Annotated in this window: 14 protein-coding genes; 12 read left to right on the top strand and 2 right to left on the bottom strand. The window is 58.1% G+C overall.

Annotated elements, in window-relative coordinates; genetic code table 11:
• Window positions 1–6: 6 nt before the first annotated feature.
• The 6 genes from livF (at window position 7) to ugpQ (ending at window position 5,848) form a co-directional block, all read left to right on the top strand.
• Complete coding sequence (gene livF / locus EV102420_RS15000; RefSeq protein ID WP_042393287.1) at window positions 7–720, top strand: high-affinity branched-chain amino acid ABC transporter ATP-binding protein LivF; 714 nt, start codon at window positions 7–9, stop codon at window positions 718–720.
• 163 nt (window positions 721–883) lie between these two features.
• On the top strand, window positions 884–2,200 hold the full coding sequence (ugpB, locus tag EV102420_RS14995) for a sn-glycerol-3-phosphate ABC transporter substrate-binding protein UgpB (RefSeq protein WP_042393197.1): 1,317 nt from the start codon (window positions 884–886) through the stop codon (window positions 2,198–2,200).
• Window positions 2,201–2,306: 106 nt separating this feature from the next.
• Window positions 2,307–3,194 carry a sn-glycerol-3-phosphate ABC transporter permease UgpA gene (gene ugpA / locus EV102420_RS14990; RefSeq protein WP_042393195.1) on the top strand — a complete coding sequence of 296 codons (888 nt, stop codon included), beginning with the start codon at window positions 2,307–2,309 and terminating at the stop codon, window positions 3,192–3,194.
• Window positions 3,191–4,036: a sn-glycerol-3-phosphate ABC transporter permease UgpE gene (gene ugpE, locus EV102420_RS14985; protein ID WP_042393194.1), complete on the top strand. Its 846-nt coding sequence runs from the start codon at window positions 3,191–3,193 to the stop codon at window positions 4,034–4,036. Before ugpA ends, ugpE begins: the two co-directional genes overlap by 4 nt.
• Window position 4,037: 1 nt before the next feature.
• On the top strand, window positions 4,038–5,111 hold the full coding sequence (locus EV102420_RS14980) for a sn-glycerol-3-phosphate import ATP-binding protein UgpC (RefSeq protein ID WP_042393193.1): 1,074 nt from the start codon (window positions 4,038–4,040) through the stop codon (window positions 5,109–5,111).
• The gene (gene ugpQ / locus EV102420_RS14975; RefSeq protein WP_042393191.1) at window positions 5,108–5,848 is read left to right on the top strand and encodes a glycerophosphodiester phosphodiesterase; all 741 of its coding nucleotides are present in this window, start codon (window positions 5,108–5,110) and stop codon (window positions 5,846–5,848) included. The genes EV102420_RS14980 and ugpQ overlap by 4 nt, the downstream gene beginning before the upstream one ends.
• Here ugpQ and EV102420_RS14970 read toward each other — a convergent pair.
• Complete coding sequence (locus EV102420_RS14970; RefSeq protein ID WP_042393189.1) at window positions 5,845–6,210, bottom strand: DUF2756 family protein; 366 nt, start codon at window positions 6,208–6,210, stop codon at window positions 5,845–5,847. The two genes, ugpQ and EV102420_RS14970, sit on opposite strands and share 4 nt — an antisense overlap.
• A gap of 121 nt (window positions 6,211–6,331) precedes the next feature.
• Here EV102420_RS14970 and ggt point away from each other — a divergent pair, with 121 nt between their 5' ends.
• Window positions 6,332–8,080 carry a gamma-glutamyltransferase gene (gene ggt / locus EV102420_RS14965; protein ID WP_042393187.1) on the top strand — a complete coding sequence of 583 codons (1,749 nt, stop codon included), beginning with the start codon at window positions 6,332–6,334 and terminating at the stop codon, window positions 8,078–8,080.
• A 38-nt stretch (window positions 8,081–8,118) separates the two neighbouring features.
• On the opposite strand, the gene yhhY is transcribed toward ggt, so the two are convergent.
• On the bottom strand, window positions 8,119–8,610 hold the full coding sequence (gene yhhY / locus EV102420_RS14960) for an N-acetyltransferase (protein WP_042393184.1): 492 nt from the start codon (window positions 8,608–8,610) through the stop codon (window positions 8,119–8,121).
• Window positions 8,611–9,064: 454 nt separating this feature from the next.
• Between yhhY and EV102420_RS14955 the strand changes: the two genes are divergently transcribed.
• The 5 genes from EV102420_RS14955 to gntU all read left to right on the top strand — a co-directional run bounded on the left by EV102420_RS14955 (window position 9,065) and on the right by gntU (window position 14,035).
• On the top strand, window positions 9,065–10,102 hold the full coding sequence (locus EV102420_RS14955) for an oxidoreductase (RefSeq protein ID WP_042393182.1): 1,038 nt from the start codon (window positions 9,065–9,067) through the stop codon (window positions 10,100–10,102).
• A gap of 122 nt (window positions 10,103–10,224) precedes the next feature.
• Window positions 10,225–10,920 (top strand): pirin family protein, encoded by a 696-nt coding sequence (locus EV102420_RS14950; protein ID WP_042393180.1) that lies wholly within the window; start codon window positions 10,225–10,227, stop codon window positions 10,918–10,920.
• 101 nt (window positions 10,921–11,021) lie between these two features.
• Complete coding sequence (gene gntR, locus EV102420_RS14945; protein WP_042393178.1) at window positions 11,022–12,017, top strand: gluconate operon transcriptional repressor GntR; 996 nt, start codon at window positions 11,022–11,024, stop codon at window positions 12,015–12,017.
• Window positions 12,018–12,154: 137 nt separating this feature from the next.
• Complete coding sequence (gntK, locus tag EV102420_RS14940) at window positions 12,155–12,676, top strand: gluconokinase (RefSeq protein ID WP_042393176.1); 522 nt, start codon at window positions 12,155–12,157, stop codon at window positions 12,674–12,676.
• Window positions 12,677–12,694: 18 nt separating this feature from the next.
• Window positions 12,695–14,035, top strand: a complete 1,341-nt coding sequence (gene gntU, locus EV102420_RS14935) for a gluconate transporter (RefSeq protein WP_042393173.1) — start codon at window positions 12,695–12,697, stop codon at window positions 14,033–14,035.
• Window positions 14,036–14,038 lie beyond the last annotated feature (3 nt).

Genomic DNA, 14,038 nt, shown 5'->3' with positions numbered 1-14,038 from the left:
CGTAAGATGGAAAACGTGATGTTATCTTTTGACCAGGTCAGCGCCCACTACGGCAAAATCCAGGCGCTGCACGATGTCAGCCTGCATATCAACCAGGGCGAAATCGTCACCCTGATCGGAGCCAACGGCGCGGGTAAAACCACGCTGCTCGGCACCCTGTGCGGCGATCCACGCGCCAGCAGCGGGCGCATTGTCTTTGATGGTAAGGATATTACTGACTGGCAGACCGCCAAGATCATGCGTGAAGCGGTGGCGATTGTGCCGGAAGGGCGACGCGTCTTCTCCCGCATGACGGTAGAAGAGAACCTGGCGATGGGCGGCTTCTTTGCCGATCGCGACCAGTTTCATACCCGCCTCAAGTGGGTTTATGAGCTGTTTCCGCGACTGCACGAGCGCCGTATTCAGCGGGCCGGGACGATGTCCGGCGGCGAGCAGCAGATGCTGGCCATCGGTCGGGCGCTGATGAGCCAGCCGCGTCTGCTGCTGCTCGACGAGCCCTCGCTTGGTCTTGCGCCGATCATCATCCAGCAGATCTTTGACACCATCGAGCAGCTGCGCAAAGAGGGGATGACCATCTTCCTCGTGGAGCAGAACGCCAACCAGGCGCTGAAGCTCGCCGATCGCGGCTACGTGCTGGAGAACGGTCGCGTGGTGCTGTCCGATACCGGCGACGCGCTGCTGGCCAACGAAGCGGTGCGGAGTGCTTATTTAGGCGGTTGATTCTTTCATTTCGCCCGGCGGCGCTCTGCTTGCCGGGCCTACATATTCCTGTCATCTTTCTGTAAACAAACGGTTATTTTTCTGTCATTTGGGCATGTCATGTTACTTCGCGAGCACGAAAAGCGTGATATCGCGCATCCGGCACAACAAGAGAGATAACCGAATGACATCGTTACGACATACAGCTTTAGGATTAGCGTTAGGTCTGGCGTTTGCAGGTCAGGCTATGGCAGTGACCACCATTCCGTTCTGGCATTCGATGGAAGGGCAGCTGGGCAAAGAAGTGGACTCCCTGGCGCAGCGTTTTAATGACACCCATCCGGATTACAAAATTGTGCCGGTCTATAAAGGCAACTACGAGCAGAGCCTGAGCGCCGGGATTGCCGCCTTCCGTACCGGTAACGCGCCTGCCATTTTGCAGGTCTATGAAGTCGGCACCGCAACCATGATGGCCTCGAAAGCCATTAAGCCGGTGTATGAAGTGTTCAGCGATGCGGGTATCAAGTTTGACGAGTCGCAGTTTGTGCCGACCGTCTCTGGCTACTACACCGATGCGAAATCCGGCCATCTGCTCTCCCAGCCGTTTAACAGCTCCACTCCGGTGCTCTACTACAACAAAGACGCCTTCAAAAAAGCGGGCTTAGATCCAGAGCAGCCGCCGAAAACCTGGCAGGATCTCGCCGCCTACACCGCGAAGCTGAAAGCAGCCGGCATGAAGTGCGGCTACGCCAGCGGCTGGCAGGGCTGGATCCAGATCGAAAACTTCAGCGCCTGGCACGGTCTGCCGGTCGCCACCAAAAACAACGGCTTTGACGGCACCGACGCCGTGCTGGAGTTCAACAAGCCGGAGCAGGTTAAGCACATCGCGATGCTGGCCGATCTGAACAAGAAGGGCGACTTCAGCTACTTCGGGCGCAAGGATGAGTCCACCGAGAAGTTCTATAACGGCGACTGCGCGATCACTACCGCCTCTTCCGGTTCGCTGGCAGATATCCGTCAGTACGCCAAATTTAACTACGGCGTCGGCATGATGCCGTACGACGCCGACGTGAAGGGTGCGCCGCAGAACGCCATCATCGGCGGGGCCAGCCTGTGGGTTATGCAGGGCAAAGATAAGCCGACCTATACCGGCGTAGCCCAGTTCCTTGAGTTCCTGGCGAAGCCGGAAAACGCGGCCGAGTGGCACCAGAAGACCGGCTACCTGCCGATCACCACCGCCGCTTACGATCTGACCCGTGAGCAGGGCTTCTACGACAAGAACCCAGGCGCGGATATCGCGACCCGCCAGATGCTGAACAAGCCGCCGTTGCCGTTCACCAAAGGCCTGCGCCTCGGCAACATGCCGCAGATCCGCACCATCGTGGATGAAGAGCTGGAGTCGGTCTGGACCGGTAAGAAAACCCCGCAGCAGGCGCTGGACAGCGCGGTAGAGCGTGGTAATCAGCTGCTGCGCCGCTTCGAGCAATCCACCAAATCATAACGTGTGAAATGCCGGGTGGCGGCTTCACCTTACCCGGCCTACAACGTGCACCATGTAGGCCGGATAAGCGGAGCGTCATCCGGCGCTGTTCAGGAATCCAACCTCAATGTCATCATCCCGTCCGGTATTCCGCTCGCGCTGGCTTCCCTATGCGCTGGTCGCGCCGCAGCTGATTATTACCGTTATCTTTTTTATCTGGCCCGCGGGTGAAGCGCTGTGGTACTCGGTGCAGAGCGTCGATCCGTTCGGTCTCTCCAGCCAGTTCGTTGGGCTGGACAACTTTATGGCGCTGCTGCATGACAGCTACTATCTGGAATCCTTCTGGACGACGATAAAGTTCAGCGCGCTGGTGACCTTCTCTGGCCTGCTGGCCTCGCTCTTTTTTGCCGCGCTGGTCGATTACGTGGTGCGCGGCAGCCGCTTTTATCAGACGCTGATGCTGCTGCCCTACGCCGTGGCACCCGCTATCGCCGCCGTGCTGTGGATCTTTCTCTTCAACCCGGGGCGCGGGTTGATTACCCACGCGCTGGAGCAGATTGGCTACAGCTGGAACCACGCGCAGAACAGCGGCCAGGCGATGTTTTTAGTGGTTTTCGCCTCGGTGTGGAAGCAGATCAGCTACAACTTTCTCTTCTTCTTCGCCGCGCTACAGTCGATTCCCCGCTCGCTGGTGGAGGCCGCCGCCATTGACGGTGCCGGCCCGGTGCGTCGCTTCTTCCAGCTCTCGCTGCCGTTGATCGCTCCCGTCAGCTTCTTTCTGCTGGTGGTCAACCTGGTGTATGCCTTCTTCGACACCTTCCCGGTGATCGACGCCGCCACCGCCGGTGGGCCGGTGCAGGCCACCACCACGCTGATCTACAAAATCTACCGGGAAGGCTTTGCCGGGCTGGATCTCTCTGCCTCTGCCGCCCAGTCGGTGGTGCTGATGCTGCTGGTGATTATCCTGACGGTGGTTCAGTTCCGCTACGTCGAGAGTAAGGTGCGCTATCAATGATTGAAAACCGACGCGGGCTGACAATCTTCAGCCATGTGATGCTGATCCTCGGCATCGCTGCCATTCTCTTCCCGCTCTACGTCGCCTTTGTGGCGGCCACGCTGGACAACCAGGCGGTGTTTGAGACGCCGATGACCTTGATCCCCGGCAGCCACCTGCTGGATAACCTGAAAACCATCTGGTTACAGGGCGTGGGAGCCAACAGCGCGCCGTTTTGGCTGCTGCTGCTCAACAGCTTCATCATGGCCTTTAGCATCACGGTAGGGAAAATTGCGGTCTCGATGCTCTCTGCCTTTGCCATCGTCTGGTTCCGTTTCCCGCTGCGCAATCTCTTCTTTTGGATGATCTTTATCACCCTGATGCTGCCGGTAGAGGTGCGTATCTTCCCGACGGTGGAGGTGATCGCTAACCTGAAGATGCTCGATAGCTACACCGGCCTGACCCTGCCCCTGATGGCCTCGGCCACCGCGACCTTCCTGTTCCGTCAGTTTTTTATGACCCTGCCGGATGAGCTGATCGAGGCCGCGCGCATCGACGGTGCGTCGCCGATGCGCTTTTTCCGCGACATCGTGCTGCCGCTGTCGAAAACCAACCTTGCGGCGCTGTTTGTCATCACCTTTATCTACGGCTGGAACCAGTACCTGTGGCCGCTGCTGATCGTCAGCGACGTCAACCTGGGCACCGCCGTGGCGGGAATTAAAGGGATGATTGCTACCGGGGAGGGGACTACCCAGTGGAACCAGGTGATGGCGGCGATGCTGCTCACCCTCATCCCCCCCGTCGTTATCGTATTAGCCATGCAGCGTGCCTTTGTGCGTGGTTTAGTGGACAGTGAGAAATAAGATGGCTGGATTAAAGTTACAGGCAGTAAGTAAAAGCTGGGACGGCGGCAAGACCCAGGTGATCCAACCTCTGACGCTGGACGTGTCGGACGGCGAATTTATCGTGATGGTCGGCCCCTCCGGCTGCGGTAAGTCGACTCTCCTGCGGATGGTGGCCGGGCTTGAGCGGGTCACCAGCGGCGACGTCTGGATCGATCGCCAGCGGGTGACGGAGATGGAGCCGAAGGAGCGTGGCATCGCCATGGTGTTCCAGAACTATGCCCTCTATCCCCACATGAGCGTGGAAGAGAACATGGCGTGGGGATTAAAAATTCGCGGCATGGGTAAAGCGCACATCGCCGAGCGGGTCAAAGAGGCGGCGCGTATTCTGGAGCTGGATAACCTGCTGAAGCGTCGACCGCGCGAGCTTTCCGGCGGCCAGCGTCAGCGCGTGGCGATGGGCCGGGCGATTGTCCGCGATCCCGCCGTGTTTCTGTTTGATGAGCCACTCTCCAACCTCGACGCCAAGCTGCGCGTCCAGATGCGTCTCGAACTCCAGCAGCTTCACCGCCGCCTGAAGACTACGTCGCTCTACGTGACCCACGATCAGGTGGAGGCCATGACCCTGGCGCAGCGGGTGATGGTGATGAACAAGGGCGTGGCGGAGCAGATCGGTACCCCGGTGGAAGTGTATGAGAAACCGGCCAGCCGCTTTGTGGCGAGCTTTATCGGCAGTCCGGCGATGAACCTGCTGGACGGACGCATCAGCACCTCCGGGGATCACTTTGAGCTCGACAGCGGTATGGCTCTGCCCATCAACTGGTACTACCGTGGCTACGCCGGGCGCAAAATGACGCTGGGTATCCGCCCGGAGCATATTACGCTAAGCTCACAATCCGCAGGCGGCATACCGCTGGTGATGGATACGCTGGAGATGCTGGGCGCGGATAACCTGGCCCATGGCCGCTGGGGCGAGCAGAAGCTGGTGGTGCGGCTGCCGCATCACGATCGCCCGGCACCGGGCAGCACGCTGTGGTTGAACATGCCCGAGAGCCACCTGCACCTTTTTGACGGTGAAACAGGACAAAGAATATGAGTCACTGGCCTTACCCCGCTGTTGTCGCCCATCGCGGCGGCGGCAAGCTGGCCCCGGAGAATACCCTTGCGGGCATCGATACCGGCGCACGCCTCGGTCACACCATGATCGAGTTTGACGTCAAGCTCTCCCGCGACGGAGAGATCTTCCTGCTGCACGACGATAACCTGGAGCGTACCAGCAACGGCTGGGGCGTAGCGGGCGATCTGCCGTGGAGCGATCTGCTGAAGGTGGATGCGGGGAGTTGGTTTAGCGGCGAGTTCAAGGGCGAGCCGCTGCCGCTGCTCTCACAGGTAGCGGATCGCTGCCAGCAGCATGGCATGATGGCTAACATTGAGATCAAGCCGACCACCGGCACCGGTCCGCTAACGGGAAAAACGGTGGCGCTGGCGGCGCGGGCGCTCTGGCAGGGCATGACGCCGCCGCTGCTCTCCTCATTTGACATTGATGCGCTGGAGGCAGCGCAACAGGCGGCCCCGGAGCTGCCGCGCGGCCTGCTGCTGGACGCATGGCGCGAAGACTGGCGCGCGCTGACGGAGCGCCTTGGCTGCGTCTCGCTGCACCTCAACCATAAGCTGCTGGATGAACAGCGGACGGCAGAGATCAAAGCAGCCGGGCTGCGTATTCTGGTCTACACCGTCAACCAGCCCCAGCGCGCGGCAGAGCTGCTACGCTGGGGCGTCGACTGCATCTGTACCGATCGTATCGACACTATCGGCCCGGATTTTCAGCCCTAAGGACTCATCGTCTTCAGGGGAATAGTGGGCTGCGGCGTGCCGGACGGGTTTAGCATGCTGCCGCTCGTGTTGGGTAGCAGCTGTTCGCGGCTGTTATCCAGCCTGCCCGGCTGCGAATCCAGCATGCGCTGGGAGTTGTTATTGATCTGCGACTCCAGGTGTTGCTGCTGCATACGCGTCTGGGTCTGAAGCTGCTGGTTCAGCATGCCTTTCTGCTGGCTTTGCTGATTCAGCATCTGGGTCTGCATCCGCTGCTGGCTGGGGATTTGATACCCCGGCTGGTTCGGGTTATTCATGGTATTGATCGGCTGCGCGAAAGCACTCAGCGGCAGCAGTATGGCCAGAGATAAGAGGCGTTTCATCGTTATTCCTCCTGTAGGTGGATCAGTTAAGTTTACTTGCTTAGCGCAAAGACTGTGCGTTTTTTAGCGTTGTGAACCAGGATTAAGCAGCAATATCAGCCATTTTTCCTGGAGAATAATGATGAGTAAGCCTAAGTTTGCGCGCTGGGCCGCTATCGCGGCGCTGGTCGCCGGAAGCTGTTTTGGCGCGGTCGCCGCGCCGCAGCCGGAAGCGCCCCCCGTCTCCTACGGCGTTGAAGCCGATACCTTCCACCCGGTGCGCGAGCAGCAGGGGATGGTGGCGTCAGTGGATGCCGCTGCGACCCGTGTGGGTGTTGATATTTTAAAGCAAGGCGGTAATGCAGTGGATGCCGCTGTGGCGGTAGGCTACGCGCTGGCGGTGACCCATCCGCAGGCCGGGAACCTCGGCGGCGGCGGGTTTATGCTGCTGCGTACCAAAGATGGGACCACCACTGCCATCGACTTCCGTGAGATGGCCCCGGCCCAGGCCAGCCGGGATATGTTTCTCGACGACCAGGGCAACCCCGACAGTAAAAAATCCCTGACCTCTCATCTGGCGACCGGTACGCCCGGCACGGTAGCGGGTTTCTCATTGGCGCTGGAGAAGTACGGCACGCTGCCGCTGAACAAGGTGGTACAGCCCGCCATCAAGCTGGCCCGGCAGGGCTTCACGGTTAATGACGCCCTGGCGGAAGATCTGAAAACCTACGGTAGCGAAGTCTTGCCCAATCACGACAACAGCAAGGCGATCTTCTGGAAAAATGGTGAGCCGCTGAAGAAGGGTGACAAGCTGGTGCAGGCGAATCTGGCGAAGAGCCTGGAGATGATCGCCGAGCTGGGGCCGGATGCCTTCTATAAAGGGGCGATTGCCGATCAGATCGCCCAGGAGATGAGCAAGAACGGTGGCCTGATTACCAAAGAGGATCTGGCAGCCTACCGGGCGGTGGAGCGCACCCCCATCAGCGGCGACTATCGGGGTTATCAGGTCTTCTCCATGCCGCCGCCCTCCTCAGGCGGGATCCACATCGTGCAGATCCTCAATATTCTTGAAAACTTTGATCTCGCGAAATATGGCTTTGGCAGCGCGGACGCCATGCAGGTGATGGCCGAGGCAGAGAAGTACGCCTACGCCGACCGCTCCGAGTACCTTGGCGACCCGGACTTTGTCAAAGTGCCGTGGCAGGCGCTGACCAATAAAGAGTATGCCAAATCCATTGCCCAGCAGATCGATGTTAACAAGGCGAAGCCGTCGAGCCAGATCCGTCCCGGCAAGCTGGCGCCATACGAGAGCAACCAGACCACCCACTTCTCGGTGGTGGATAAAGAGGGCAACGCGGTAGCGGTGACCTATACCCTGAATACCGTCTTTGGCACGGGGATTGTGGCGGGCAACACCGGCATTCTGCTCAACAACGAGATGGATGACTTCTCGGCCAAGCCGGGGGTGCCGAACGTGTATGGCCTGGTGGGTGGCGATGCCAACGCCGTGGGGCCCAACAAGCGTCCGCTTTCGTCGATGTCGCCAACCATCGTCGTTAAGGACGGTAAAACCTGGCTGGTCACCGGCAGTCCAGGCGGGAGCCGAATTATCACAACCGTGCTGCAAATGGTCGTTAACAGCATCGATTTTAAAATGAACGTCGCCGAAGCGACGAATGCTCCGCGCTTCCATCATCAGTGGCTGCCGGACGAGCTACGCGTGGAGAAGGGCTTTAGTCCGGATACGCTGAAAATGCTGGAGCAGAAGGGACAGAAAGTGGCGCTGAAGGAGGCGATGGGCAGCACCCAGAGCATCATGGTGGGTGAGGACGGGGCCCTGTATGGCGCGTCCGATCCGCGTTCAGTAGATGATTTAACCGCAGGGTATTAATCTGTTTGCCGGGTGGCGCTGTGCCACCCGGCAATGTCTTATCTTTTCATCCGTGCCATAAAGTGGGAATCCACCAGCTCGCCGTTGCGCAGAGCGTACTTTTTGGCGGTGCCTTCGATCTCAAAGCCATGCTTGCGATAGAGCGCGATAGCGGCTTCGTTATCGGCATACACCGACAGTTCAATGCGCTCGATGCGCAGCCAGTTCTCGCAAACATCAATCATGGCTTTCATCAGGGCGCTGGCGACCCCGCGCTGGCGAAAGGCGGGCGAGACGGCAAGACCAAATTCCGCCGCGTGACTGCGGCGTGGATTCTGCTCTACGCTGATGCCAATATGTCCGGCCACTTCCCCATCAATGGTGGCGACTAACATACGGTGGCCGGGCCGGGGCTTAACGCGCTCCTGCCAAAGCTCCTGAGAGGGGTAGGGTAGCTGTAGTAGATGGTGATACATCTCCGGTTGCGCTGACATCAGGCGTAATGGCTCGGCATCGCGGGCTTCGACGTGGCGTATCACTATCTCACTCATTTTCCTCTATCCTCAGTTAGTTAAGACTCCTCTCCAACATCCGGTAATTCAAAATTTTCGTCAACTGCCATTTTTTGCAAAAAGTATTAGACAAGTGCGAATGATAATGATTATTATTGCTATGCGTTCAGGGGATACTACGGTGAACCTGAAAGCACGACATTGCTCACATTGCTTCCAGTATTATCTTAGCCAGCCTATGCTGGCTTTTTTTTTGCGTGTGCATCAACCTGGCTTACTTGCCATTTTGTCCTCGGGAAGTGCTCACAATCCTCACGTACATTAAGTACGCTCCGGTTGTTGCGCGCTTGCCGTGAACAAACTGGCTGCGACGCCGACGGTTGAGGGTTCATTGCGGGTGTTGTAGGCCCGATAAGCGCAGCGCCATCGGGCGTGTTGTCGCGCTCAACTTTGCGCTATGGTTATGGGCACTGTTTTAAAAAAGAGGTGACTCATGACTCTGCACTGCGCATTTATCGGCTTTGGTAAAAGCACCACCCGCTACCATCTTCCCTATGTTCTCAATCGCAAAGCGAGCTGGCACGTGGCACACATCTTCCGCCGCCATCCCAAGCCGGAAGAGCAGTATCCTCAGTATCAGCACATCCACTTCACTAGCGATCTCGACGAGGTCCTTAACGATCCGCAGGTGAAGCTGGTGATCGTCTGTACCCATGCCGATAGCCACTTTGAGTACGCGAAGCGCGCGCTGGAGGCGGGTAAAAACGTGCTGGTAGAGAAACCCTTTACCCCCTCGATGGCCGAAGCCATTACCCTGTTCGAGCTGGCAAAAAGCAAAGGCCTCACCGTTACCCCATACCAGAACCGTCGCTTTGACAGCTGCTTCCTGACGGCGAAAAAAGCCATTGAGAGCGGCAAGCTGGGTGAGATTGTCGAAATCGAGAGCCACATCGACTACTTCCGTCCGGTCGCAGAGACCAAGCCGGGCCTGCCGCAGGACGGGATGTTCTTTGGCCTCGGCGTGCATACCTTGGATCAGATCATCTCCCTGTTTGGCCGCCCGGACCATGTCTCCTATGACATCCGCAGCCTGCGAAATAAGGCCAACCCGGACGATACCTTTGAAGCGCAGCTCTTCTACGGCGATCTGAAGGCGATTGTGAAGACCAGCCACTATGTCAAAATCGACTACCCGAAATTTATTGTCCACGGCACCCGCGGCTCGTTTATCAAGTATGGGATTGACCAGCAGGAGACCAGCCTGAAGGCCAATATTATGCCGGGCGAGGCAGGGTTTGCTGCCGACGACACGCTGGCAACGCTGGAGTACCTCAACGACGCCGGAGAGACGGTGCGTGAAGAGTGGCAGCCGGAGCCAGGCGACTATGGCCGCGTCTACGATGCCCTCTATGCCACCCTGACGGAAGGGGCAGAAAACTACGTCAAGGAATCTGAGGTGTTAACCAACCTTGAGATCCTCGAACGCGGGTTTGAGCAGGCCGCGCCTGCCACGGTAACCCTCGCAAAATAAGGCTTTTTGCTGTTTTATAAGTTGTTCATAATTTTTGAACAGAGGAGTCAATTTTCACCCTCTATCATCCTGGGTCGATCGGGTACACACTTACTCCATCGAAAACAGACGGGGGTGAAAAAATGATTTTCTTACGCAAAGCAAACGAACGTGGTCACGCAAATCATGGTTGGCTGGATTCATGGCATACCTTCTCTTTTGCCAACTATTACGATGCGAATTTTATGGGTTTCTCTGCGCTGCGCGTCATTAACGACGACGTGATCGATGCAGGCCAGGGCTTCGGTACCCATCCCCATAAAGATATGGAGATCCTGACCTACGTGCTGGAAGGCGTCGTTGAGCATCAGGACAGCATCGGTAACAAAGAGCAGGTGCCTGCCGGTGAGTTCCAGATCATGAGCGCCGGGACTGGGGTACGCCACTCTGAGTACAACCCGAGCGAAACCGAGCGTCTGCACCTGTATCAAATCTGGATCATTCCAGAAAAAACCGGCATCGCGCCGCGCTATGAGCAGCGCCGCTTTGACGCCGCCCAGGGCCGCCAGCTGGTCCTCTCTCCGGATGCCCGGGACGGATCGCTGAAGGTCAACCAGGATATGGAGCTCTCCCGCTGGGCGCTGCTGAAAGACGAGCAGGGGGATTACCAGATTGCTGACGGTCGCAAGGTCTGGATCCAGGTCGTGAAGGGCAGTGTCTCTATCAACGGCACAAAAGCTACCACTGCCGACGGGCTGGCCATCTGGGACGAGCAGGCGCTGTCGATTCACGCAGACAGCGACAGTGAAATCCTGCTGTTCGACCTGCCGCCGGTATGATGTGTTAAATAAAGTGCGCCACCTCTCCTTATCAGCGGGGAGGTTGCGCCTGCGTCGTGGTAAACTAAAACAATGTTTTCCCGTTTACCCCGCTCAGGACGATGAAAAAGAAAAGACCCGTACTTCAGGACGTTGCAGATCGCGTTGGCGTGACCAAAATGACCGTCAGCCGTTTTTTACGCAACCCGGAGCAAGTCTCCGTGGCGCTGCGTGGCAAAATTGCAGCGGTGCTGGACGAGCTGGGCTACATTCCTAATCGCGCACCTGACATCCTCTCTAACGCCACCAGCCGCGCTATCGGCGTGCTGCTTCCCTCTCTGACCAACCAGGTATTCGCTGAAGTGTTGCGCGGCGTCGAAAGCGTCACCGATGCCCACGGCTACCAGACCATGCTGGCCCACTACGGCTACAAGCCGGAGATGGAGGAGGAGCGGCTGGAGTCCATGCTATCGTGGAACATTGACGGCCTGATCCTTACCGAGCGTAGCCATACGGCGCGCACCCTAAAGATGATCGAGGTGGCAGGGATCCCGGTGGTGGAGCTGATGGACAGCTGCTCGCCGTGTCTCGACATTGCCGTCGGCTTTGATAACTTCGATGCTGCCCGCCAGATGACCGCGGCCATTGTGGCGCGCGGCCATCACCATGTCGCCTATCTCGGTGCACGTCTCGACGAACGTACTATCATCAAACAGCAGGGGTATGAGCAGGCGATGCGCGATGCGGGCCTGACGCCGTACAGCGTGATGATGGAGCAATCCTCGTCGTACTCATCCGGCATTGAACTGATGCGCCAGGCGCGCCGCGAATATCCGCAGCTCAACGGTATTTTTTGTACTAACGATGACCTTGCGGTGGGAGCAGCGTTCGAGTGCCAGCGTTTAGGATTGAAAATACCGGATGACATGGCGATTGCCGGTTTCCACGGCCATGATATTGGTCAGGTGATGGAGCCTCAGCTGGCGAGCGTGCTGACGCCGCGTGAGCGCATGGGCCGCATTGGTGCCGAACGCCTGCTGGCACGCATTCGCGGTGAGGTGGTGACGCCAAAAATGTTAGATTTAGGTTTCACATTGTCACCAGGTGGATCTATTTAGTCTGACAAATTTGAAGTAGCTCACACTTATTCACTTCGGAGAGTGCGGCTTATTGCTTCTCGCTAGCCCCAGCAGGAAAATGTTACCGATAACTGTTACCCGTAACAATCTACCTTTTGTCTCTGTGGGAGCGACCTTTGAGCACGACTAATCACGATCACCACGTTTATGTCCTGATGGGCGTATCCGGCAGTGGAAAATCCGCCGTTGCCAGCGAAGTGGCTTATCAGCTGCATGCCGCTTTCCTGGATGGCGACTTCCTGCATCCGCGCAGCAACATCACCAAAATGGCCGCTGGCGAGCCGTTGAACGATGACGACCGCAAGCCCTGGCTGCAGGCGCTGAACGATGCCGCCTTCGCGATGCAGCGCACCAACAAAGTGTCGCTGATCGTCTGCTCCGCGCTGAAAAAAAGCTATCGCGATCTACTGCGCGACGGCAACCCGAACCTCTCCTTTATCTATCTGAAGGGTGATTTCGACGTGATCGAAGCCCGTCTCAAGGCACGTAAAGGCCACTTCTTCAAGACGCAGATGCTGGTAACCCAGTTTGAAGCGCTGGAAGAGCCGGGTGCGGACGAGAACGACGTATTAATTGTGGATATCGACCAGCCGCTCAACGGCGTGGTAGCCAGCACTATTGATGTGATTAATAAATAAAAAAACTAAGGCTGTACAGTGGGTACTTTAACGCTTGTTTTGACAGCGGTCGGCTCGGTTTTGCTGCTGCTGTTTTTAGTGATGAAGGCACGCCTTCACGCCTTCATTGCTTTGATGGTGGTTTCTATTGGCGCGGGGTTGTTTTCTGGCATGCCGCTCGACGCCATTGCCAAAACCATGGAAAAAGGCATGGGCGGCACGCTGGGCTTCCTCGCGATAGTGGTCGCGCTGGGGGCCATGTTCGGCAAAATTCTGCATGAGACCGGCGCGGTGGATCAGATCGCGGTCAAGATGCTGAAATCCTTCGGCCACAGCCGGGCGCACTATGCCATCGGCCTTGCTGGGCTGATCTGTGCGCTGCCGCTCTTCTTTGAGGTCGCGATTGTGCTGCTGATCAGCGTCGCCTTCTCGATGGCGCGCCATACGGGCACTAACCTGGTGAAGCTGGTCATTCCGCTTTTTGCCGGGGTGGCGGCGGCGGCGGCCTTCCTGCTGCCGGGGCCAGCGCCTATGCTGCTGGCGTCTCAGATGCACGCCGACTTTGGCTGGATGATCCTGATCGGCCTCTGCGCGGCGATCCCAGGCATGCTCATTGCCGGGCCGTTGTGGGGCAACTTTATCAGCCGCTACGTTGAGCTGCATATTCCAGATGACATCAGCGAGCCGCATCTCGGCGAAGGCAAGATGCCGTCGTTCGGCTTCAGCCTTGCGCTGATCCTGCTGCCGCTGGTGCTGGTTGGCCTGAAAACCATCGCCGCTCGCTTCGTTGAGCAGGGCTCTACGCTCTACGAGTGGCTGGAGTTTATCGGCCATCCGTTCACCGCCATCCTGGTGGCATGCCTGGTGGCCATCTACGGTCTGGCGTATCGTCAGGGCATGGCGAAAGACAAAGTGATGGCGATCTGCGGCACGGCGTTACAGCCTGCGGGCATTATTCTGCTGGTGATCGGTGCAGGCGGCGTCTTTAAGCAGGTGCTGGTGGATTCCGGCGTGGGTCCGGCCTTGGGCGAAGCGTTGACCGGCATGGGCCTGCCCATCGCGATTACCTGCTTCGTGCTGGCCGCAGCGGTGCGTATTATTCAGGGATCGGCGACGGTAGCCTGCTTAACCGCAGTGGGTCTGGTGATGCCGGTGATTGAGCAGCTGCACTTCTCCGGCGCGCAGATGGCTGCGCTGTCGATCTGCATCGCAGGCGGCTCTATCGTCGTCAGCCACGTCAACGATGCTGGCTTCTGGCTGTTCGGTAAGTTTACCGGCGCAACCGAAGGGCAGACGCTGAAGACGTGGACGATGATGGAAACCATCCTCGGCACCACGGGCGCGATTGTTGGGATGATTGCCTTCTCGCTGCTGAGTTAATGG

The sequence above is a fragment of the Pseudescherichia vulneris NBRC 102420 genome, assembly GCF_000759795.1.
Classification (GTDB): domain Bacteria; phylum Pseudomonadota; class Gammaproteobacteria; order Enterobacterales; family Enterobacteriaceae; genus Pseudescherichia; species Pseudescherichia vulneris.
The sequence above is the reverse complement of the archived record's forward strand: the minus strand, read 5'-3'. Positions and strand labels throughout refer to the sequence as shown.

What these genes read in the sequence shown, in the direction of transcription:
- ugpE (WP_042393194.1), top strand. Translation starts at nt 3,191, where the DNA reads ATGATTGAAAACCGACGCGGGCTGACAATCTTCAGCCATGTGATGCTG.
- gntR (WP_042393178.1), top strand. Translation starts at nt 11,022, where the DNA reads ATGAAAAAGAAAAGACCCGTACTTCAGGACGTTGCAGATCGCGTTGGC.
- ugpA (WP_042393195.1), top strand. Translation starts at nt 2,307, where the DNA reads ATGTCATCATCCCGTCCGGTATTCCGCTCGCGCTGGCTTCCCTATGCG.
- livF (WP_042393287.1), top strand. Translation starts at nt 7, where the DNA reads ATGGAAAACGTGATGTTATCTTTTGACCAGGTCAGCGCCCACTACGGC.
- ugpQ (WP_042393191.1), top strand. Translation starts at nt 5,108, where the DNA reads ATGAGTCACTGGCCTTACCCCGCTGTTGTCGCCCATCGCGGCGGCGGC.
- EV102420_RS14970 (WP_042393189.1), bottom strand. Translation starts at nt 6,210, where the DNA reads ATGAAACGCCTCTTATCTCTGGCCATACTGCTGCCGCTGAGTGCTTTC.
- yhhY (WP_042393184.1), bottom strand. Translation starts at nt 8,610, where the DNA reads ATGAGTGAGATAGTGATACGCCACGTCGAAGCCCGCGATGCCGAGCCA.
- EV102420_RS14950 (WP_042393180.1), top strand. Translation starts at nt 10,225, where the DNA reads ATGATTTTCTTACGCAAAGCAAACGAACGTGGTCACGCAAATCATGGT.
- EV102420_RS14955 (WP_042393182.1), top strand. Translation starts at nt 9,065, where the DNA reads ATGACTCTGCACTGCGCATTTATCGGCTTTGGTAAAAGCACCACCCGC.
- EV102420_RS14980 (WP_042393193.1), top strand. Translation starts at nt 4,038, where the DNA reads ATGGCTGGATTAAAGTTACAGGCAGTAAGTAAAAGCTGGGACGGCGGC.
- ggt (WP_042393187.1), top strand. Translation starts at nt 6,332, where the DNA reads ATGAGTAAGCCTAAGTTTGCGCGCTGGGCCGCTATCGCGGCGCTGGTC.
- ugpB (WP_042393197.1), top strand. Translation starts at nt 884, where the DNA reads ATGACATCGTTACGACATACAGCTTTAGGATTAGCGTTAGGTCTGGCG.